At 64.1% G+C, this 21,455-nt stretch carries 17 protein-coding genes; 3 read left to right on the top strand and 14 right to left on the bottom strand.

Annotated elements, in window-relative coordinates:
• Positions 1-40 precede the first annotated feature (40 nt).
• The 7 genes from FG13_RS08625 to glpD form a co-directional block, all read right to left on the bottom strand.
• Positions 41-1,768: an ABC transporter substrate-binding protein gene (locus FG13_RS08625; RefSeq protein WP_034779106.1), complete on the bottom strand. Its 1,728-nt coding sequence runs from the start codon at positions 1,766-1,768 to the stop codon at positions 41-43.
• A 63-nt stretch (positions 1,769-1,831) separates the two neighbouring features.
• Positions 1,832-2,134, bottom strand: coding sequence for a DUF2160 domain-containing protein (locus FG13_RS08630; RefSeq protein WP_402718758.1), 303 nt, complete (start codon positions 2,132-2,134; stop codon positions 1,832-1,834).
• Between the two features lies 1 nt (position 2,135).
• Positions 2,136-2,942 (bottom strand): carbohydrate ABC transporter permease, encoded by an 807-nt coding sequence (locus tag FG13_RS08635; RefSeq protein WP_035820093.1) that lies wholly within the window; start codon positions 2,940-2,942, stop codon positions 2,136-2,138.
• Positions 2,939-3,823 carry a carbohydrate ABC transporter permease gene (locus FG13_RS08640; protein ID WP_034754965.1) on the bottom strand — a complete coding sequence of 295 codons (885 nt, stop codon included), beginning with the start codon at positions 3,821-3,823 and terminating at the stop codon, positions 2,939-2,941. Before FG13_RS08640 ends, FG13_RS08635 begins: the two co-directional genes overlap by 4 nt.
• Positions 3,823-4,914, bottom strand: a complete 1,092-nt coding sequence (locus FG13_RS08645) for an ABC transporter ATP-binding protein (protein WP_035820094.1) — start codon at positions 4,912-4,914, stop codon at positions 3,823-3,825. Before FG13_RS08645 ends, FG13_RS08640 begins: the two co-directional genes overlap by 1 nt.
• Before the next feature lies 1 nt (position 4,915).
• Positions 4,916-6,010 carry an ABC transporter ATP-binding protein gene (locus FG13_RS08650; RefSeq protein WP_035820096.1) on the bottom strand — a complete coding sequence of 365 codons (1,095 nt, stop codon included), beginning with the start codon at positions 6,008-6,010 and terminating at the stop codon, positions 4,916-4,918.
• 74 nt (positions 6,011-6,084) lie between these two features.
• Complete coding sequence (gene glpD / locus FG13_RS08655) at positions 6,085-7,641, bottom strand: glycerol-3-phosphate dehydrogenase (RefSeq protein WP_035820098.1); 1,557 nt, start codon at positions 7,639-7,641, stop codon at positions 6,085-6,087.
• Between the two features lie 195 nt (positions 7,642-7,836).
• Between glpD and FG13_RS08660 the strand changes: the two genes are divergently transcribed.
• From FG13_RS08660 to FG13_RS08670, 3 genes are all read left to right on the top strand, one after another.
• Positions 7,837-8,595 (top strand): DeoR/GlpR family DNA-binding transcription regulator, encoded by a 759-nt coding sequence (locus FG13_RS08660; protein WP_200880260.1) that lies wholly within the window; start codon positions 7,837-7,839, stop codon positions 8,593-8,595.
• 354 nt (positions 8,596-8,949) lie between these two features.
• A complete protein-coding gene (locus FG13_RS08665) occupies positions 8,950-9,453 on the top strand; it encodes a MarR family winged helix-turn-helix transcriptional regulator (protein WP_051958782.1) in 504 nt (167 codons plus the stop codon).
• Positions 9,454-9,538: 85 nt separating this feature from the next.
• The gene (locus tag FG13_RS08670; RefSeq protein ID WP_035820100.1) at positions 9,539-10,456 is read left to right on the top strand and encodes a pyridoxal-phosphate dependent enzyme; all 918 of its coding nucleotides are present in this window, start codon (positions 9,539-9,541) and stop codon (positions 10,454-10,456) included.
• 3 nt (positions 10,457-10,459) lie between these two features.
• On the opposite strand, the gene FG13_RS08675 is transcribed toward FG13_RS08670, so the two are convergent.
• The 7 genes from FG13_RS08675 to FG13_RS08705 all read right to left on the bottom strand — a co-directional run bounded on the left by FG13_RS08675 (position 10,460) and on the right by FG13_RS08705 (position 21,182).
• Positions 10,460-12,463: a diguanylate cyclase domain-containing protein gene (locus FG13_RS08675; protein WP_051958784.1), complete on the bottom strand. Its 2,004-nt coding sequence runs from the start codon at positions 12,461-12,463 to the stop codon at positions 10,460-10,462.
• Positions 12,460-12,990, bottom strand: coding sequence for an adenylyl-sulfate kinase (gene cysC / locus FG13_RS08680; RefSeq protein WP_081922492.1), 531 nt, complete (start codon positions 12,988-12,990; stop codon positions 12,460-12,462). The genes FG13_RS08675 and cysC overlap by 4 nt, the downstream gene beginning before the upstream one ends.
• Positions 12,991-13,052: 62 nt before the next feature.
• Entirely contained in the window at positions 13,053-15,722 is a 2,670-nt protein-coding gene (locus FG13_RS08685; protein ID WP_035820102.1) for a nitrate reductase, read from the bottom strand.
• Positions 15,723-15,734: 12 nt separating this feature from the next.
• Positions 15,735-16,961: an NAD(P)/FAD-dependent oxidoreductase gene (locus FG13_RS08690; protein WP_081922493.1), complete on the bottom strand. Its 1,227-nt coding sequence runs from the start codon at positions 16,959-16,961 to the stop codon at positions 15,735-15,737.
• Positions 16,958-17,311, bottom strand: a complete 354-nt coding sequence (nirD, locus tag FG13_RS08695) for a nitrite reductase small subunit NirD (RefSeq protein ID WP_035820104.1) — start codon at positions 17,309-17,311, stop codon at positions 16,958-16,960. Before nirD ends, FG13_RS08690 begins: the two co-directional genes overlap by 4 nt.
• A gap of 12 nt (positions 17,312-17,323) precedes the next feature.
• The gene (nirB, locus tag FG13_RS08700) at positions 17,324-19,876 is read right to left on the bottom strand and encodes a nitrite reductase large subunit NirB (RefSeq protein ID WP_035820109.1); all 2,553 of its coding nucleotides are present in this window, start codon (positions 19,874-19,876) and stop codon (positions 17,324-17,326) included.
• Positions 19,877-19,886: 10 nt separating this feature from the next.
• Positions 19,887-21,182, bottom strand: coding sequence for an MFS transporter (locus FG13_RS08705; RefSeq protein WP_035820112.1), 1,296 nt, complete (start codon positions 21,180-21,182; stop codon positions 19,887-19,889).
• Between the last annotated feature and the right edge of the window lie 273 nt (positions 21,183-21,455).

The raw sequence follows: 21,455 nt of genomic DNA on the forward strand, positions 1-21,455 counted from the left end.
GAGCGGATTCACTCCGTGCCCTCAGGACAGCGCAGGCAGTTTACCTTACCTTGCCTTCTTTCCAGGCTTGCAGCAGCTTGTCGTAGGCAATCGTTTCACCCTTCGGCTTTTCATTCGCCAGCTTTTTCCATGGAGCATGCTGGTCCGACAGGTACTGGTTCGGATCAACTTTCGGATTAAGCTTGGGCGCGCAGGCCTTCATGCCGGCCCGCTGCAAGCGCGCCATGACCTGGTCCATTTCCTCCGCCAGATTATCCATGGCCGCTTGCGGCGTTTTTTCCGCCGTGATGGCCGTGGCCACGTTCTTCCACCACAGCTGCGCCAGCTTCGGATAGTCGGGCACGTTGTTGCCGGTCGGCGTCCACGCTACGCGGGCGGGGCTGCGGTAGAACTCGATCAAGCCGCCGTACTCGTTCGCGTGCTTCGTAAAATAATCGTGGCGGATGTCGGAATCGCGGATGAAGGTCAGGCCGACAATCGATTTCTTCAGCGACACGGTTTTCGACGTAACGAATTGCGCGTACAGCCAGGCGGCCGCCTTGCGGTCATCGGGCGTGGACTTGAACAGGAACCAGGAACCGACGTCCTGGTAGCCGTTCTGCATGCCCTCTTTCCAGTACGGACCGTGCGGCGACGGCGCCATACGCCATTTTGGCGTGCCATCCTTGTTCACCACTGGCAAGCCTGGTTTCGTCATGCCGGCCGTAAATGCCGTGTACCAGAAGATTTGCTGGGCGATTTCGCCCTGCGCCGGCACGGGGCCCGATTCCGAGAAATTCATGCCGTTCGCCTGCGGCGGCGCGTATTTCTTCATCCAGTCGATATATTTCGTCAGCGCAAAGACGGCCGCCGGCGAATTGGTGGCGCCGCCACGCGACATCGACGCGCCCACGGGCGTGCACTTGTCAGCCGCCACCTTGATGCCCCACTCATCGACAGGCATGCCGTTCGGAATGCCCTTGTCGGCCGCGCCAGCCATCGACAGCCACGCATCGGTGAAGCGCCAGCCCAGCGATGGATCTTTCTTGCCGTAATCCATGTGGCCATAGACTTTCTTGCCGTCCAGTTCCTTCACGTCATTGGTAAAAAAGTCGGCGATGTCTTCATAGGCGGACCAGTTTTGCGGCACGCCCAGCTCGTAGCCATACTTGGCCTTGAACTTGGCTTGCAAATCCTTGCGCGCAAACCAGTCGGCGCGGAACCAGTACAGGTTGGCGAACTGCTGATCAGGCAGCTGATACACCTTGCCGTCCGGCGCCGTGGTGAAACTGATGCCGATGAAATCTTTCAGGTCCAGGCCGGGATTGGTAAATTCCTTGCCCTTGGCGGCCATGTAGTCGGACAGTGGCTCGACGGCGCCATAGCGGTAGTGGGTGCCGATCAGGTCGGAGTCGGAAATCCAGCCGTCATAGATGCTCTTGCCGGACTGCATCGAGGTCTGCAGCTTTTCCACCACGTCGCCTTCCTGGATGATGTCGTGGCGCACCTTGATGCCCGTGATTTCCTCGAAGGCCTTGGCCAGGGTCTTCGATTCGTAGACGTGGGTGTCGATGGTTTCCGAAACAACAGAAATTTCCTTGATGCCCTTGGCTTTCAGCTTGGCCGCCGCATCGATGAACCATTTCATTTCAGCAAGCTGTTGCTGCTTGCTCAGGCTGGATGGCTGGAATTCCTTGTCGATCCAGGTTTGCGCCTGCTTGGCGTCGGCCAGGGCCGCATTCGACACGAGCATGGCCGCAGCCGCGAAGACCGTGAACTTCAATTTCATCGTGAATCTCCTTTTTAGTTGTCATCTGGCCTGCGATAGCGGGCCAGTGTTCTCATCTACGACTTATCCCCAACGCATTACCACTAACAACACTACAAAACTGATGCCGGCACCAATCGCCTGCTGCATTTCCGTGAACCCCGCCCACGCCAGGTTGACATACGCGGCCGTCAGCAAGCCGATGAACAGGCGGTCGCCGCGCGTGGTCGGCATGGGCAAGAAGCCCTTGCGTGCTATGCTGGGCGAACGGATTTGCCACACCGTCATGCCGGCCAGCATCAAGCCGATGCAAATGAAGAAGATGGCCACTTCCGGCGTCCACGCCATCCAGCCGAACAGGCTGGCTGTGCTATCGGTATTTTCCATGTCACACCCTCCCCATCGCGAAACCCTTGGCAATGTAATGCCGCACGAACCAGATCACCAGCGCGCCAGGCACGATGGTCAGCACCCCGGCCGCCGCCAGCACGCCCCAGTCCATACCGGCCGCCGACACCGTGCGCGTCATGGTGGCGGCAATCGGCTTGGCATTGACGGAAGTCAAGGTGCGCGCCAGCAGCAATTCCACCCAGCTGAACATGAAGCAGAAGAAGGCCGTCACGCCCACGCCCGACTTAATCATCGGCAAGAAGATGCGGATGAAGAAGCGCGGGAAACTGTAGCCGTCGATATACGCCGTCTCGTCGATTTCCTTCGGCACGCCGGACATGAAACCTTCCAGTATCCACACGGCCAGCGGCACGTTGAAGACCATGTGCGCCAGCGCCACGGCCAGGTGCATATCCATCAGACCAACGGTGGAATACAGCTGGAAGAACGGCACGAGAAAGACGGCGGGCGGCGTCATGCGGTTGGTCAAGAGCCAGAAGAACAAATGCTTGTCACCGACAAAGTTGTAGCGCGAGAAGGCATAAGCTGCCGGCAAGGCGACCGTGACCGACATGACCATGTTCAAGGCCACGTAGATCATGGAATTGATGTAGCCGCTGTACCAGGAGCGGTCGGTAAAAATCGTGTGGTAGTTGGCGAACGTCAGTTGCTGCGGCCACAGGCTCAGCACGCCCACGATTTCCTCGTTGGTCTTGAGCGACATGTTGAGCATCCAGTAGATGGGCAACAATGACGCCAGCAGGAAGACGACGAGGATGGCGCTGCTCATTTTCTTGTGCATCATTTCTGGTCTCCCGTGCCGACTCTCTGCATCCACGTGTACAGCACAAAGCAGAACAGCAGGATGATGAGGAAATAGATCAGGGAAAACGCGGATGCCGGCCCCAGGTCGAACTGGCCCACGGCCTTTTGCGTCAGGTATTGCGACAGGAACGTGGTGGCGTTGCCCGGTCCGCCGCCCGTCAGCACGAACGGTTCCGTGTAGATCATGAAACTGTCCATGAAGCGCAGCAAGACGGCGATCATCAGCACATTACGCAGTTTCGGCAGCTGGATGTAGCGGAACACGGCCAGACGCGAGGCGCCGTCGATGCGCGCCGCCTGGTAATACGCGTCGGGAATGGCGCGCAGACCCGCATAGCACAGCAGCACGACGAGCGGCGTCCAGTGCCAGATATCCATCACCATCACCGTCAGCCACGCGTCGAGCGAATTGCCGTTGTAATTGTAGTCAAAGCCCAGCTGGTTCAAGGTGTAGCCCATCAGGCCGATGTCGCCGCGGCCAAAGATTTGCCAGATGGTGCCCACGACGTTCCAGGGAATCAAGAGGGGCAGCGCGATCAGCACCAAGGCGAGGGACGCCTTCCAGCCGTCGGCCGGCATGCACAGGGCAATCAAAATTCCCAGCGGAATCTGGATGGCCAGCACGGAGCCGGAAAACAGCAGCTGGCGCAGCAAGGCGCTGTGCAAGTCGCCGTCCAGCATGACCATGCGGAACCATTCGGTGCCCACGAAGACCTTTTGCGTGGGGCTCAGGATATCCTGCACGGAATAGTTCACCACCGTCATCAGGGGCAGGATGGCGGAAAAGGCCACGCACAGCAGCACGGGCAGGATCAATAGCCAGGCGCGGCGGTTGTTGTCGGTTTTACCGTTATGTATCATCAGGCCACCCGCTTATCGTTGACATAAAACAAGGTGCGTTGCGGCGGAAAACGCAGCCGCACAGCATCTCCGGCGACGGCATCGATGGCGCGCAGCTTGGCCGCCACCGTCGCGCTACCCAGCTGGAATTCCGCCAGGTAATGCGTGCCCATGTTGCGCACGGCCGTGACCGTCGCGTCGAGGCAATGATCATTCCCCTCGCCCGCTTTCAGGCATTCGACGAACTCCGGCCGCACGCCCACCGTGATTTTCCCTTGCGCGCCAGACAGCGCCGCGCGCGCGGCAGCAGATACGGCCAGCAGTTGCCCCGCCACGCGCACGCCGCCGTCGTCCAGGGTGCAGTCGAGCAAGTTCATGCCAGGATTACCGATGAAGTAGCCGACAAAGGTGTGTTCCGGTTCCTCGAACAGGGCTTGCGCACTGCCCGTCTGCACCACTTCGCCCTGCGTCATGACGACCACCTGGTCGGCAAAGGTCAGCGCTTCCACTTGGTCGTGCGTGACGTAGATCAGGGACAATTTCAGTTCGTGGTGGATTTCCTTCAACTTTCTGCGCAGCAGCCATTTCAGATGCGGGTCGATCACCGTCAGCGGTTCGTCGAACAGCACGGCCGCCACGTCGGGGCGCACGAGGCCCCGGCCCAGCGAAATCTTTTGCTTGGCATCCACGGACAAGCCGCTGGCGCGCAGCTTCAAGTCGCCCGTCAATTCCAGCATCTGCGCCACCTGCTGCACGCGCTTTTTCACCTCGATCTCTTTCCAGCCGCGATTGCGCAGCGGAAACGCCAGGTTGTCGTGCACGGTCATGGTGTCGTAAATGACGGGAAACTGGAACACTTGCGCGATATTCCTCGCCTCGGTCGGCAGTTGCGTGACGTCCTTGCCGTCGAACAGCACCTTGCCATGCGACGGCTTGACCAGGCCGGAAATAATATTGAGCAAGGTCGTCTTGCCGCAGCCGGACGGCCCCAGCAAGGCGTAGGCGCCGCCGTCATGCCACGCCATGCTCATGGGCCGCAGCGCATAGTCGGCGGGTGCGGAAGGATTGGGTTTGTAGGCGTGGGCCAGGTCGACCAGTTCGATGCGCGCCATGTCATGTCCCTCCTTGCACAGGAGCAAACAGCAGCCCGCCGTCTTGCGCGAAGATCAGCAAGGCATGCGGCTGGCAATACACGGTGCAGGCGCTGCCGATCTCCAGGTTGTGCACGCCACCGAGCTGCGCCACCAGGGCCAGGTCGCCACGGCGCGCATGCACATAGGTTTCCGAGCCGCTGATTTCGGCCAGATCCACCGTAGCTGCGATGGCCACGTCGCCATCGGACTGCGGCGACAAATGCAGGCTATGCGCGCGCACGCCGAGGATCACCTCCGTGCTGTCGCCCAGACGGGCGCGCTGCGCGCCGCTCAAGTGTATCGACAGGCCGTCGGCCGCCTGCGCCACGCCGGCAGCATCGACGCGGGCGGGGATCAGATTGATGGGAGGGTCGCTGAAGGTGCGCGCCACGTCGATGGAATTGGGCGCGTTGAAGACGTCCAGAGTCGGCCCCTGCTGCAGCAAACGTCCCTCGTGCAGCACGGCCACGTGGCCGCCCAGCTGCAGCGCTTCCAGCGGTTCCGTGGTGGCGTACACGACCGTCGTGCTGCCGCTGGAAAACAGTTCCGTCAATTCGCGGCGCAATTCCTCGCGCAGCTTATAGTCGAGGTTGACAAGCGGCTCGTCGAGCAGCAGCAAGGACGCATCCTTGATCAGCGCGCGCCCCAGCGCCGTACGCTGCTGCTGTCCGCCCGACAATTCTCCGGGCGTGCGCTGCAGGTAGGGCGTGATGTGCAGGCGCTCGGCCAGCGCCAGCACCTTGGTACGTATCTGTTCCTCGGGTTCCTTGCGCAGGCGCAAGGGCGAAGCGATATTGTCGTAGACGGTGAAGGCCGGATAGTTGATGAATTGCTGGTACACCATGGCCAGGTTGCGTTTGCTGACGGGCACGCCCGTCACATCGACGCCATCGGCCGTCACGGTGCCCCCGCTGGGCTTGTCCAGGCCCGCCATCACGCGCATCAGGGTCGTCTTGCCGGCACGCGTGGTGCCCAGCAAGACGTTGATGGCGCCCGGCACCAAGGCCAGCGACATCGGATATAAAAAGTCGTCAGCCCCCTGCTTCCTGCTGATCTTGTCCAGTACCAGTTGCACGCGCTTCTCCTCCAGTGATGGTTTCTTATTCTTCGCCGCACCCTCTGCGGGGCGCGGTCGCCAACGGGTGCTACTTATGACAACGGATGCTGCAACAGCCAGGCATCGAGCGTGTCCGCCGTCTCGCGCGGCAGGTGCAGGCCCAGCTTCGAGCGCCGCCACAGGATGTCGGCCGCGCTGACGGCCCATTCATGGCGCCGCACATAATCGACTTCCGCCGCGTACAGGCCGGCGGCGATTTCCTCGCCCATGGCCGCCACGTCCGCCCGCCCGGCCAGCAGCACGTGGATGCGCGTGCCGTAGGCGCGTGCATAGCGCGCCACCAGCGCCGCCGGCAGCCACGCATACTCACGCTGCAAGCCTTGCACGAACTGGCCGAACTCGCGCACGGACCGGTTCTGCGGCGCGCTGCCGTACACGTCGCCGCCAGGCAGGCAGGCGCTGGCTGTCCAGGCCGGCAGCGTATTGCCCAGCAAGGGCGCCAGCATGTCCATCGCTTCCTCGGCCAGCTTGCGAAACGTGGTGATCTTGCCGCCGAAAACACTCAGCAGCGGCGCACCTTCCCGGTCCAGTTCGAAGCGGTAATCGCGCGTGACGGCCTTGGCGTCCGCTGCCGCGTCTTCCACCAGCGGACGCACGCCCGCATACGTCCACACCACGTCGGCCGGCACGATGGGCTTGCTGAAATAGTAACTGGAAAGCTCGCACAAGTAACGAATTTCCTCGTCATCGATTTCCACCTTGCCACGGTCGCCTTGGTAGTCGAGGTCGGTGGTGCCGATCAGGGTGAAATCGTGCTCATACGGAATGGCAAACACGATGCGCCCATCCGGATGCTGGAAGATATACGCGTGATCATGCTCGAACAGGCGCTTGACGACGATATGGCTACCCTTGATCAGGCGCAAATGGCGTCCCTGTCCACCGGGCGCCGCCTGCTGCAGGAACTCGGCCGTCCACGGCCCGGCCGCATTGACGACGCTGCGCGCCCGCACGGTCGTTTGCTTCCCATCGGTATCTTGCAAGGTGGCCAGCCAGGAAGCGCCCTCCCCCTCGCCTTCACGCGTCAGCATCGTGCAGCGCGTGCGCGTCAGCACGTGCGCGCCCTTGTCCGCCGCGTCGATGGCGTTCAGCACCACCAGGCGCGCGTCGTCAACCCAGCCGTCGGAATACACGAAGCCGCGCTTGAACTCGGGTTTCAAGGGTGTGCCGGCCGCGTGGCGGGTCAGGTCGATGCCACTGGAGGCCGGCAGGATTTCCCGCTTCGCCAGCATGTCGTAGAGGAACAGGCCGGCGCGTATCAGCCAGGCCGGACGCTGGCCCTTGGCGTGCGGCATGACGAAGCGCAAGGGCCACATGATGTGCGGCGCCGAGCGCAGCAGCACTTCGCGCTCGATCAGCGCCTTGCGCACGAGGCCAAATTCATAGTATTCGAGGTAGCGCAGGCCGCCATGTATCAGCTTGGTCGATGCCGATGAAGTGTGCGCGGCCAGGTCGTCCTTTTCGCACAGCAGCACGGACAGGCCGCGGCCCGCCGCGTCGCGCGCGATGCCGGCGCCATTGATGCCGCCGCCCACCACCAGCACGTCGCATGCCATCGCTGTCTCCATACCCTGCTGTGCTGCGGCCATCGGGACTCCGTGTCTGTCGGGGGAAAGGCTGGCGAGGAAAGACTAGGCATCGCCGGCGACTGTCGTTAAGATCAATACAGATGTAATTCGAATGCAATATGGATAAGATACGCCAGATTGCGAATCGATAGCAACATATTTTTATCACTATTTGTTCGTTTTTGTTCGTTTTGTGATTTTTAAAGAGACAATCCCATGATTTTGAATCCCCGCCAGCGCCGCCTGCTCGAAGTGGTGCGCCAGAAGGTCACCATGTCTGTCGAAGAGCTGGCCCAGCAGCTGGACGTGACGCCGCAAACCGTGCGCCGCGACGTCAAGCAGATGGAAGAAGCGCGCCTGCTGGCCCGCTACCACGGCGGCGTCGGCTTGCCCTCGTCCGTGGAAAACATCGATTACAGCCAGCGGCAAGTGTTCAACAGCGACGCCAAGCGGCGCATCGCCGCCGCCGTCGCCGCGCAAGTACCGCACGGCTGTTCGCTGCTGATCAATATCGGCACGACGACCGAGGAAGTGGCGCGCGCGCTGGGCCGGCACACGGGTTTGCACGTGGTGACGAACAACCTGAACGTGGCCGCCATCCTGGCCGACAACGCCGCCTGCGAAGTCATCGTGGCCGGCGGCGTGGTGCGCGGGCGGGACCGCGGCATCGTCGGCGAAGCGACGATCGACTTCATCCGCCAGTTCAAGGTCGACATCGGCATCATCGGCATTTCCAGCATCGACGAAGACGGCAGCCTGCGCGACTTCGATGCGCGCGAAGTGAAGGTGGCGCAAGCCATCATCGAGCAATCGCGCGAAGTATGGCTCGTGGCCGACCAGCACAAATTCGGCCGCAAGGCGCTGGTGCGGCTGGCCGACCTGGCGCAAATCGACGTCTTGTTTACGGAGGCGCCGCCGCCGCCCCGCTTTGCCGAAGTATTGCGCGAAGCGGGTGTGAAGGTGGTGCTGGCCTGAGCGGGCCACGTTTCTGCATGAAAACCTCGCACTGTCGCGCGGGCAATACGCCGTGTGTGGGCAAGCACACGCAATGATATGAAATATTTATCAATTCGGCAAAAATGCTGTTACCATTGATGCAACAAGAGTTATTTTTTTAATCTTCCTCTCCGGCAATACGATTATTGGCTTGTTATTGCTTTTTATCTATCCAGAGCAAGAAAAAAGGAAAAACTCTTGCCGGTAAGTGATTTCCTGTGAAAACAGTGTTAAAACTACCTCAAGCACGATGATAGTTCCCAAACAAACCACTCGACAGCAAGCGTGAAGGCCTTAACCATGCCGGCAACGCCGCCCAGTGAAGGAAAAGAAATGAGCCATAATTTTGAAACGGCCGCCATGCCGCAAGCCGCCCATCCCAACAGCGTCCCCGTCAGCGAGCTGGAAGCCCACCTCGGTTACTGGCTGCGTTTCGTTTCCAACCACGTTTCCCACAGCTTCCAGAAGAAAGCCGAAGCCAATGGCGTGACGGTTTCCGAATGGGTGGTGCTGCGCGAAATGTTCCGCCTGGGCTGCACCTCGCCCACGGTACTGGCGCAAGTGTCCGGCATGAGCAAGGGCGCCGTCTCGAAACTGATCGACCGTCTGGAAAGCAAGGGCATGGTCAGCAAATCGATCCTGCTGGCCGACCGCCGCCAGCACTCGATCGAGCTGACCACGGAAGGCGAGGCGCTGGTGCCCGTGCTGGCCGGGATGGCCGACCAGAACGACGAGGAATTCTTCGGCAAGCTGCCGCGCCAGCTGCGCGACGACCTGCTCGAAGCGATGAAGGAAGTGGCGCGCACGCACCAGCTCAAGAGCGCGCCCCTGAACTGACAGCAGTAACACACGCGGCAAGGGTGACACGCTGGCGCGGGCGCTTCGGCTATGATGCTGGCCTGACTGTTTACCAGGAACACGCATGGCCCTGCACATCGAAACTCCCTTGCTCAACTCGCGCGCCCTGAGCCTGCACAGCGAACGCGCCATCTGGCTCAAGCTCGAAGCCTTGCAACCGCCCGGCTCCTTCAAAATCCGCGGCATCGGCCTCGCCTGCGAAGAATACGCGCGGCGCGGCGCCAGCCGTTTCATCTCCTCTTCCGGCGGCAATGCCGGCATCGCCGTCGCCTATGCGGGACGCCAGCTGGGCATTCCCGTCATCGTCGTCGTACCGGAAACGACCAGCGAACGGGCCAAGGCCCTGATCGCGCAGGAAGGCGCCAAAGTGATCGTGCACGGCGCCGCGTGGCAGGAAGCGAACGCGCTGGCCCAATCGATGCTCACGCCGCAAGACGCCTTTTTGCACCCATTCGACGATCCGCTGCTGTGGCAGGGGCACGCCGGCATGATCGATGAAGTGGCCACCGCAGGCCTGAAGCCGGACGCGGTGGTGCTGTCGGTGGGCGGCGGCGGCCTGCTGGCCGGCGTGGCCGAAGGCTTGCAGCGCAACGGCTGGGATGACGTGGCCATCGTGGCCGTGGAAACGCAAGGCGCGGCCTCGCTGGCGGCCGCCGTGGCTGCGCGCGAACACGTGGCCCTGCCGGCCGTGACGAGCATCGCCACCTCGCTGGCCGCGCGCCAGGTCTGCGCGCAGGCGTTTGCCATCAGCCAGACGCGCCCGCTGCACAGCGTGGTGGTGTCGGACCGGGCCGCCGTCGACGCCTGCCAACGCTTCATCACCGACCAGCGCCTGGTGGTGGAGCCGGCCTGCGGCGCGGCGCTGGCCGCCGTCTACGGCAAGGCGCCGGCACTGGCGCCCTACCGCAATGTGCTCGTCATCGTCTGCGGCGGCGTGACGGCCACCACGCAGCAGCTCGACCACTGGACTGCCACTCTGTAGCAGCTAAGGCGCCGCCTCGAGCAGGGCCACGCCATCGCGGCCCTGCCCCTTGGCGGCATACAAAGCCTGGTCGGCCAGGTCCAGCAGCTGCGCCGGCGTCAGCGCGCCTTCGCGGAAGATGGCCATGCCGATGCTGGTCGTCACCGCCAGCGGGCCGCTGGCCAGCGCGAACGGCTGGCGGATGGCGTCGATGATCTTGGCGCCGACCTGGCGCACTTCGGCCGCGCCGTTCACGCCTTCGAGAATGATCACGAATTCATCGCCGGCCAGGCGCGCCACCAGATCGCTGGCGCGCACGCTGCGCACCAGGCGCGCGGCGAATTCCTTCAGCACCTCGTCGCCCGCCTTGTGTCCCAGGCTGTCGTTGATGGCCTTGAAGCGGTCGATGTCGAGATAGGCCAGCGCCATCGGCGCGCGCGCGGCCCGCGTGCGCTGCATGCTTTGCGCCAGTTGCTCGTCGAAGCGGCGCCGGTTGGCGATGCCCGTCAGGGTGTCGGTGGCGGCGGCAAACTGCAGCGCCGTGTGCACCGCCTTGGTCTTGGTGATTTCGTGGATCAGGCCATACACGCCTTCCACCGCGCCGCTCTCGCCCACGTCGGGCACGTAGCTGGTCTGGAAGGCGCGCTGGCCGGCATCGCCCTCGCCGCCGATGGAGAATTCATACTCGACTTCCTCGCCCGCGAAGGCGCGCAGCAGGTACTCCTCGCGCAGCTGGTAGGCTTCCTCGCCCAGCACGTCGCGGATCGACTGCATCATGCTCTCCTGCCGCGACCTGCCGAACCATTTTTCAAACGTCGCGTTGATGAACTGATAGCGGTGCTCGCGGTCGATGTAGACGATCACCACGGGCACATGGTCCGTCAGCAGTTTCAAACGCCGCTCGCTGTCGCGCGTCTGCGCCTCGGCGATTTCACGCTCGGCCACCAGCGAATAGAAATCGCGGCTCAAGTCGCCGATCTCGTCGCGCCGCTCGATTTGCAGCACGTCGATCCCCAGGCGATGGCGACGGATCTCATGCACCTGGTGGCGCAAGCGCGCCAAAGGCTGCAACAGGCGCAGTACCACGCGCCAGCCGGCCAGGCCCGCCAGCGCCGCCAGCAGCACGGCGGCCAGCAGAATCTTGCTGCGGATCGCGTGCAGCGGCGCGAACGCGTCGCGCATCGGATACACGGACGCCAGTATCCAGCCCGTCGAGGCGATGCGGTGGTAGGCAAACAGCGCATCGACGCCTTGCGTGGTGGTGCCCGTCAGCCAGCCCTCGAAGCCCTGCATGGCGCGCCGCGTGGGCACGCTGACGGGGCCGTGCGCTTCGATATGCTGCATGATGCGCGACTTGTCGGGATGCTCGACGATCACGCCGGTGCTGGTCATGATGTACAGGTAGCCGCCCGGGCCCGGCTTGAGGGCGCCCAGCCGGCCCAGGAAATCGGGCTGGCGCAAGTTGACGCTGGCCGCCAGCACATAGCGCACGCCGCCCTGCGCGTCGAACACGGGCTGCGTCACCACCACGATGGGCATGCCGGAAATGCTGCCGTTGAGCGGCGCGGAAATCACCGAGCGCCGCGTCGCCAGCGTCTGTTCAAAGTAAGGACGGCCCTTCACGTTCAGCCCCGCCTGCGGCTTGAAGGGACTCACGCTGGCCAGGACGACGCCGTCGAGGCCGACCACGCCGGCCGAATAAAACTCCTTGCCCAGCACCGTTTGCGCGGCCAGGAAACGCTGCAGGCTGGCGCCGTCGTGCGCGCCGCCGGCCGCCAGGCTGTCGGCCATCGCGCGCAGCACATTGCGCTTCGCGTCGAGTTCTTCATCGATGAAGACGGCGGCGCTGGACAGCGAGACGTACTGCTGGCGCCCCGTCACGTCGCGCATGCCGCGCTCGGCCACGGCCAGGGTGGCCAGCGCCAGCGAGGCCACCGCGCCCAGCACGAGCAGGAAGACGACCACGCTCATGCGCGCCTTCAGACTGGCGGGCAGGCGCCGGCGCAGCCATGTGCGCCAGGTCGTCACGGCAGCTGCTGCAAATGCCGGCACAGGCGCTCGACCGATTCTTCCAGCGCCAGGGTGCCCGTATCCAGGGTCAGCGCGGCGGCCAGCGGCGCTTCATAGGGGGCCGACACACCCGTGAATTCAGCGATCCGCCCCGCGCGCGCCTTCGCGTACAGGCCCTTGACGTCGCGCGCCTCGCACACGGCCAGCGGCGTGCTGACGTGGACTTCGATGAAATGCGCCGCGCCGATGATGGCGGCGGCCATGGCCCGGTCGGCGCGGCTGGGCGAGATGAAGGCGGCGATGACGATCAAGCCTGCCCCGTTCATCAGGCGCGCCACTTCGGCCGTGCGGCGGATGTTTTCATGCCGGTCTTCGGGCGTAAAACCGAGGTCGCGGTTCAAGCCATGGCGCAGCTGGTCGCCGTCAAGCACCGTCACGGCGCGGCCCTGCACCTTGAGCCGGCGCGCCAGCGCCTCGGCGATACTGGATTTTCCGGCGCCGCTCAAGCCCGTCAGCCAGACCGTGGGGTGTTGTCCTGCTGTCATCACACTGCCTCTCTTTTGTAGAGCTGGCAATATAACAAAGCCGCGCAGGAAAGGACAGATTATCAGGCTGCGCTGCGCGCCTCCAGCAGCAACTGTCGTATCTCGGGCACGCAGGAGCCGCAATTGCCGCCCGCCTTGACGCAGGCCGTCACCTGCGCCGTCGTCGTCAGTTTTTGCTCCTGAATCGCGGCGCAAATGGTGTTGCGCCCCACGCCAAAGCACGAACACACGGTGGGACCGGCGTCGACGCCCTTGCCGATAGGCTGGCCCAGCAGCACGCCGGCGCGGTCCGCCGCATCCATTTGCGCGTGCGCGAACAGGCCCGCCAGCCAGCTGCGCGACGGCAGGTCGGGACGCGGCGAGACATACACGCATTGCGCGATGCGTCCCTCGTCCAGGTGCACGGCGCGGTACACGCCGGCGCTGGCGTCCGCGTAATCGAGCCAGTCGGCATTGTCGTCCGTGACGCCGAGCAGCGCGCGCGCCCAGGCGCCCAGATCCTCGATACGCTGGCGGCCGGCCAGTTCGTAGCGCAGGAACTGCTCGCCCTGGATGCGCGTCCAGTGCGCCACGCCGTCCAGATTCAAGGGCGTGCGGCTGAGCACAAACGCATGCCAGTGCACGCGGAACTGCTCGATGCGCACGGGCGTATGCTTGAATTCGGGTTCGCCCGAGACGGGGTCGACGACCGGGTTGACGACGGCGCCCACGCGCGCATCGGACGCATTCGCGTCGCTCCAGTGGATCGGCACGAAGACCTGGCCGCGCGCGATGCCGCCGCCATGCACGACGCGCGCCACCATCGCGCCCCAGGCGCTGGTGATGCGCGCCAGCTCGCCTTCGCGCACGCTGTACAGCAGCGCATCCTGCGGGTGGAGGTCGATGAATGCTTCGGCGACGTGGCCCGACAGTTTGGCCGCCTTGCCCGTGCGCGTCATCGTGTGCCACTGGTCGCGCACCCGGCCCGTATTCAGGATGAGTGGATAGTCCTCGTCGGGCATGTTGCGCGGCGCGCGCGGCGCCGTCGCCACGAAACGCGCGCGCCCATCGGCATGCGCGAAGCGGCCATCGCCGAACAGGCGCGCCTGATCCTGCGGCCACTGCTGCGGCGCCAGGGCATCGTATTGCGCTGCGCTCAGCGCCACCAGGTTCGACAGATTGAACAGGCGCTTTGTGGCCCCGTCGTTGCGGAAAGCGGACAGGCGCACATGTTCATCGAAGATGGCTTGCGGCGACGTGAAATCGAAGCCGGCATAGCCCATGCGCCGCGCCACGTCGCACAGCACGTCCCAGTCGGCGCGCGCTTCGCCGGGCGCCGGCAAAAAGGCCCGCTGGCGCGAGATGCGCCGCTCGGAATTGGTCACCGTGCCATCCTTTTCACCCCAGCCCAGGGCTGGCAGCAGCACGTCGGCATGCGCGTTCGTGTCCGACCCGGCGCTGATGTCCGACACCACCACCAGTTCACACCTGGCCAGCGCGCGGCGCACCTGGTCGGCGTCCGGCATGCTGACCAGGGGATTGGTGGCGATGATCCACACGGCTTTCACTTTACCCGCCTCGATGGCGTGGAACAGGTCGACCGCCTTCAGGCCAGGCTGGCTGGCGATGCGCGGCGAGTCCCAGAAGGTTTGCACGGCCTCGCGGTGCAGCGGTTTTTCGAGATCCAGGTGCGCCGCCAGCATATTGGCCAGGCCGCCCACTTCGCGCCCGCCCATGGCATTCGGCTGGCCCGTGAGGGAAAACGGTCCCATGCCGGGCTGGCCGATGCGCCCCGTCGCCAGATGGCAGTTGATGATGCTGTTGACCTTGTCCGTGCCGGAGGACGACTGGTTCACGCCCTGCGAAAAGGCCGTGACCACCTTGCGCGTGGCGGCAAACGCCTGGTAGAACGCCAGCAAGGCTTGCGGGTCGACCTTGCAGATGGCCGCCACCTGCAAGGGATCGCCGCAGTCCACGTGGGCGGCCGCCAGCGCCTCGTCGAGACCCGAACTGTGCCGCGTGACGAAATCATCGGCGATCACGCCCTCCTTCGCCAGATAGCACAGCAAACCGTTGAACAGCCACACGTCGGTGCCCGGTTTCACGGGCAGGTGCAAATCGGCCAGCTCGCAGGTGGCCGTGCGGCGCGGGTCGATCACCACCAGTTTCATGTGCGGCCGGCTTTCCTTGATACGCGTGATGCGCTGGAACAGGATCGGGTGGCACCAGGCCGTGTTCGAGCCCACCAGCACCACCATGTCCGCCAGTTCCAGGTCTTCATAGCAGCCCGGCACGATATCCTCGCCGAACGCGCGCTTGTGTCCCGCCACGGCCGACGACATGCACAGGCGCGAATTGGTGTCGATATTCGCGCTGCCCACATAGCCCTTCATGAATTTATTGGCGACGTAATAGTCTTCCGTCAGCAGCTGGCCCGAGACATACAGGGCCACGGCGTCGGGGCCGTGCTCGTTGATGATGGCGCGCAGGCCGCCGGCCACTTGGTCCAGCGCGGCATCCCAGGAAGCGCGCCGCAGGACGCCATCGACGCGCACCTGCGGCTGCAGCAAACGGTTGTCGAGGTCCAGGGTGTCGCCCAGGGCCGAGCCTTTCACGCACAGGCGGCCCTGGTTGGCCGGATGGTTGGTGTCGCCGGCGATGCGGATGGCGCCGTCGGGCAGGCGTGTCGCTTCCACGCCGCAGCCGACGCCGCAATACGGGCAAGTGGTTTTTACGGGCGTGCAGCTTGTCATGGGGAGGTCCTGTCAGGCGGCCTGGGCGCACAGCGCCTGGCCAAACAATAAATGGGCGCGCAGCTTGCTGATGTCGCGGCGCTGCTGGATCAGGTCGAAATACCAGGGACCGTCCTGCACGTCGCCATACAGCACGGCGCCAGCCAGGCGGTTGCCCTGCACCACCAGGCGCTTGTAGACGCCGCGGCGCGGATCGCGCAGCACCAGGTCTTCGCTGCCCTCGCCGCCGATGATGTCGCCGGCCGAATACAGGTCGATGCCCGTCACTTTCAGTTTGGTGGCGCTGGCTTGCTGCACGTAGCGGCGGTGGCCCGCGCCGGCCAGGTGCGCGCCGCACACGCGCGCCTGTTCCCAGATCGGCGCGACCAGGCCGAAGGTGGCGCGCCGGTGCTGCACGCATTCGCCCACGGCGTACACGCGCGGGTCGTAGCTTTGCAGGCAGTCGTCGACGACGATGGCCCGTTCGCAGTGCAAGCCGGCCGCTTGCGCCAGGGCGATGTTGGGGCGCACGCCGGCCGTCATCACCACCAGGTCGGCGGGGATCGACGTGCCATCGGCAAAGCGCACGCCCTGCACGCGGTCGGTGCCGACAATTTCAGCCGTTTGCGCCTGCATCAAAAACCGCAGGCCGCGCGCTTCCAGCGCCGCTTTCAGCAGCATCGACGCGGGCGCATCGAGCTGCTGGTTCATCAGGGCGCCGCTCATGTGCACGACGGTGACGTCCATGCCCTGGCGCTGCAAGCCGTTGGCCGCTTCCAGTCCCAGCAAGCCGCCGCCGATGACCACCGCGTGGCGGTGCGTGCGCGCCGCCTGCAGCATGGTATCGACGTCGCTGATGTCACGAAAACCGATCACGCCGGGCAGTTCGTGGCCCGGCACGGGCACGATGAAGGGCGTGGAACCGGTGGCCAGCAGCAGGCGATCATAGGCAACCGTGATGCCCGACAGCGATTGCACGGTGCGCGCCTTGCGGTCGATGCGCACCACGGGGTCGCCCGCGTGCAGGGTGATGCCGTTGTGCGCATACCAGTCGCGCGTGTGCAGCATGATGTCGTCCACCGACTTTTCGCCGGCCAGCACCGGGGAGAGCAGGATGCGGTTGTAATTGCCGTGCGGTTCGGCGCCGAATACGGTGATGTCGTACAGGTCCGGCGCGAGTTTCAACAGTTCCTCGACCGTGCGCATGCCGGCCATGCCGTTGCCAACCACGACTAAAGACGGCCGCGCGGCGGTGTTCATATGGCCACCCACACCATGTCGGCAAACACGCGCGCGGGCCACGCAGCGACGGAATGCTCGGGCGCTTCGATGCACTCGCCGCTGGCCAGGTCGAAGTGCTGCTTGTAGATGGGCGAGGCCACCACGACGCGCTCGCCGATGCTGCCGACGAGACCCCGCGAGAGGACGGAAGCGCCCGCGTTCGGGTCGACATTGTCGATGGCGTACACGCGCGGTGCCGCATCGCCGACGCGGAAGACGGCCACGTGGCGCCCATTCAGCAGCGCACACACGCCCGTGTCGGGCACGATGTCGGCCAAGGGGCAGATGGCGACCCAGTTGTCGGCGCTGGCGCCGGAAAGTTCATTCATCGCATTCATGGCTCAAGCCTCCACGGCAAGGATGGGGATCACGGTGCTGCGGCGTTCCATCTCGGTGGCGGGCCGGATCTGGCCCCGCTCTTCGACGAACACCACGTTTTCATCGTTCTTCTCGCTATTGACGAAGTGGCGGAAGCGCTGGCGCACGGCGGGGTTGGACACGGCTTCCTTCCACTCGCAGGCGTAGGTGTCGACCACGTGCTGCATGTCCGCTTCCAGTTCCGCCGCCATGCCCAGGCTGTCGTCGATGATGACGCGCTTGAGATAATCGAGACCGCCTTCCAGGTTGTCGCGCCATACGCTGGTGCGTTGCAGGCGGTCGGCCGTGCGCACGTAAAACATCAGGAAGCGGTCGACATAGCGCACCAGCGTGGCTTCATCAAGATCGGAGGCGATCAGTTCCGCATGGCGCGGCTTCATGCCGCCATTGCCGCACACGTACAAATTCCAGCCCTTTTCCGTGGCGATCAGGCCGATGTCCTTGCCCTGCGCCTCGGCGCATTCGCGCGTGCAGCCGGAGACGCCGAACTTGATCTTGTGCGGCGTGCGCAAGCCCTTGTAGCGGTTTTCCAGCTGGATGGCAAAGCCCACGCTGTCGGCCACGCCATAGCGGCACCAGGTGGAGCCGACGCACGATTTCACCGTGCGCAGCGACTTGCCGTAGGCGTGGCCCGACTCGAAGCCGGCCGCGATCAGTTCTTCCCAGATGGCCGGCAACTGGTCGACTCTTGCGCCGAACAGGTCGACCCGCTGGCCGCCCGTGATTTTCGTGTAGAGACCATATTTTTTCGCCACCATGCCCACGGCGATCAAGCCGTCGGCCGTCACTTCGCCGCCCGGCATGCGCGGCACCACCGAGTACGTGCCATCCTTCTGGATATTGCCGAGGAAGTAATCGTTACTGTCCTGCAGGCTGGCGTGCACGGGCGACAGCACGAAATCGTTCCAGCACGAAGCGAGGATATTCGCCGCCACGGGTTTGCACACGTCGCAACCAAGGCCCTGGCCATGCGCGCCCAGGAGTTCGCCGAAGCTGCGGATTTTGCCCACGCGGACCAGGTGGTGCAATTCCTGGCGCGAGTACGCAAAGTGCTCGCACACGTGGTTGTTGACGGCCAGGCCCTGCTTCTGCATTTCCGCCTTCATGATCTGCGTGACCAAAGGCACGCAGCCGCCGCACGCGGTGCCGGCCTTCGTGCAGCTTTTCAGGGCAGCTATGGTGGTGGCGCCATCGGCGACGGCCGCGCACAGCGCGCCCTTCGACACGTCGTTGCACGAGCAGATTTGCGCCGACTCGGGCAAGGCGTCCACGCCCAGGCCGACCTTTTGCTGGCCGTCGGCCTGCGGCAAAATGAGAAATTCGGGGAATTCGGGCAGCTCGATTTTATTGAGCATCATCTGCAGCAAGGTGCCATATTCGCTGGCGTCGCCCACCATCACGCCGCCCAGCAGATATTTGCCGCAATCGGAGACGACGATTTTCTTGTAGATCTGCTTGCGTTCATCCATGAACTGGTAGGAGCGGCTGCCCGGCGCATTGCCGTGCGGGTCGCCCAGGCTGGCCACGTCCACGCCCATCAGTTTGAGCTTGGTGCTCATGTCGGCGCCCTTGAACGTGGCTTCGCCCTCTTCCTGCAACAGGTGGCGCGCCGCGATGCGGGCCATTTCGTAGCCTGGCGCCACCAGGCCGAAGACCAGGCCGCCCCACAGCGCGCATTCGCCGATCGCGTAAATATCCGGGTCGGACGTGACGCAGCTGTCGTCGATGGCGATGCCGCCGCGTGGCCCCACCTCCAGGCCGCAGGCGCGCGCCAATTCATCGCGCGGGCGGATGCCGGCCGAGAAGACGATCATGTCCGCTTCCAGGTGGCTGCCGTCGGCGAACTGCATGCGGTGCGTGGCAGCCTCGCCATCGACGATGGCCAAGGTGTTCTTTTGCGTGTGCACGGTCACGCCCAGCTCTTCGATCTTGCGGCGCAGGACGCGCGCGCCGCCTTCGTCGACCTGCACGGCCATCAGGCGCGGCGCGAATTCCACCACGTGGGTGTCGAGCTTCAAATCGCGCAAGGCTTTCGCGCATTCGAGGCCCAGCAATCCCCCGCCGATCACCACGCCCGTGGTGGACTTTCCACCCCAGGCCAGCATGGCTTCCAGGTCTTCGATGGTGCGGTAGACGAAGCAGCCATCTCTATCCTTGCCCGGCAGCGGCGGCACGAACGGCGTCGAGCCGGTGGCGAACACCAGCTTGTCGTAGGCCAGCACTTCACCGGTGCTGGCCGTGACGGTTTTGGCCGCGCGGTCGATGGACACGGCGCGCGCATTGAGCTTCAGGACGACGTTGCCCTTGTCGAAGAAGCCGGGCGCCACCAGGGACAGGTCTTCCGCCGATTTGCCGCTGAAAAATTCGGACAGGTGCACCCTGTCGTAGGCGGGGCGCGGCTCTTCGCACAAGACCGTCACGGACAGGCGCGTGTTGTTTTCCAGCGCCAGGCGTTCAAGGAATTTGTGTCCGACCATGCCATGGCCAAGGACGACGATGTTCAAGGGGTGGTTCATGCTTGTCTCCTCAGGCCGCGGCCATGTTCGGTTCGGCCGCTGCACGGGTAAAGCGCACGGCGATGGCGCACAGGGCCGAGATCACGACCAAGGCGCTCAGGATGATCAGGGTCTGGCGGATGTCGCCCGTGCCCTTCATCAGGAATCCGGCCGCCACGGCGCCCACGTTGCCGCCCGCGCCGATGATGCCGGCCACGCCGCCCAGGGCCTTGCTGTCGATGAAAGGCACCAGCGCGTAGGTCGCGCCGCACGCCATGTGAGTGAACAGGCCGAAGACCAGCATGGCGATGACGGCCCAGGTGACGCTATCGACCTTGGCAAACCACAGCAGGCCCACGCCTTCGCCGATCATCAGCATGAACAGCAGGGTGACGCGGCTGTTCAGGTTGCCGCGCAGGGCCAATTTATCCGACATCCAGCCGCCCAAGGCGCGGGCAAACAGCGCCAGCAAGCCGAAGCTGCCGGCGGCCAGGCCGGCCGATTTCAGGGACAGGCCGAAATGGTCGACGTAGTACACGGCGGCGATATTGTGGATGAAGATTTCGATGCCGAAGCAGGCCCCGTAGGTGACGAACAGCAGCCAGACGCGGTAGTTGGAACTGGCCGCCTTGAAGCTGTCCCAGCCCCCCTTTTTACCACCCTCGATGGCGGTGCCTGCGGCGCGCAAGTCCGAGTAATTCCCTTCAGGGCAATCCTGCGTATAGCGCCAGTAGAGAACGGCCATCACCAGCATCAGCACGCCCGGCACCAGCAGGGCCACGCGCCAGCCCAGCGATTCGGACACGCCCAGCATGACTACGGCGCCCAGCAGCAGGGGCATCAGCGCCTGCGCCGCACCGCCGCCCGCATTGCCCCAGCCGGCGGCCGCCGCGTTGGCCGTGCCGACAACACGCGGGGCGAACATCACGGAGGTGTGATATTGCGTGATGACAAAGCTGGCGCCGACGGCGCCGATGCCCAGGCGGAAGAACAGAAAGCTTTCATAGCTTTGCGAAGCGGCCACGCCCAGCACGGGAATGGCGCCCAGCAGCAGCAAGCCCGTGTAGGTCTTGCGCGGGCCGTAGCGGTCGCACAAGGGCCCGACGATCAGACGCACGAGGATGGTGATGGCGACGGCCGCGATATTGATGTTGGCCACTTGCGCCAAGGAAAGGCCGAACTCGCCCTTGATGACCGGCATCAGGGGAGCGCAGGCGAACCAGGCGAAGAAACACACGAAGAATGCCATCCACGTCAGGTGGAATGCGCGCATGGGCGGCGTGGCGAGGGAGAAGAGCGCGATGCGCGTTGCTTTTTGGCTGGCCATATAGGTTCCCGAAGTATCCCGAAAATAACAAAAATGCAAACAAAAACGGCGCCCGCCCCCGCCGATGAAAAATCAGCCTGGGCGGACGCCGTTGTCCATGTGGTCCGTCGTTGGACCGTTGTGCGTTTATTCAGGGGATCGCCGTTGATCCGTAACTCTTGTGTAGCAAGCGCCGTGCCAGCTTGCCGCACGGGCAAACGCCCTTATCGATACGAGGTTTGCGCCAGATCATGGCCAATCACGGTGCAAGCACGCCACTTGCTGGTGCATGCG

It is taken from the genome of Janthinobacterium sp. RA13, from assembly GCF_000745325.1.
Classification (GTDB): domain Bacteria; phylum Pseudomonadota; class Gammaproteobacteria; order Burkholderiales; family Burkholderiaceae_D; genus Janthinobacterium; species Janthinobacterium rivuli.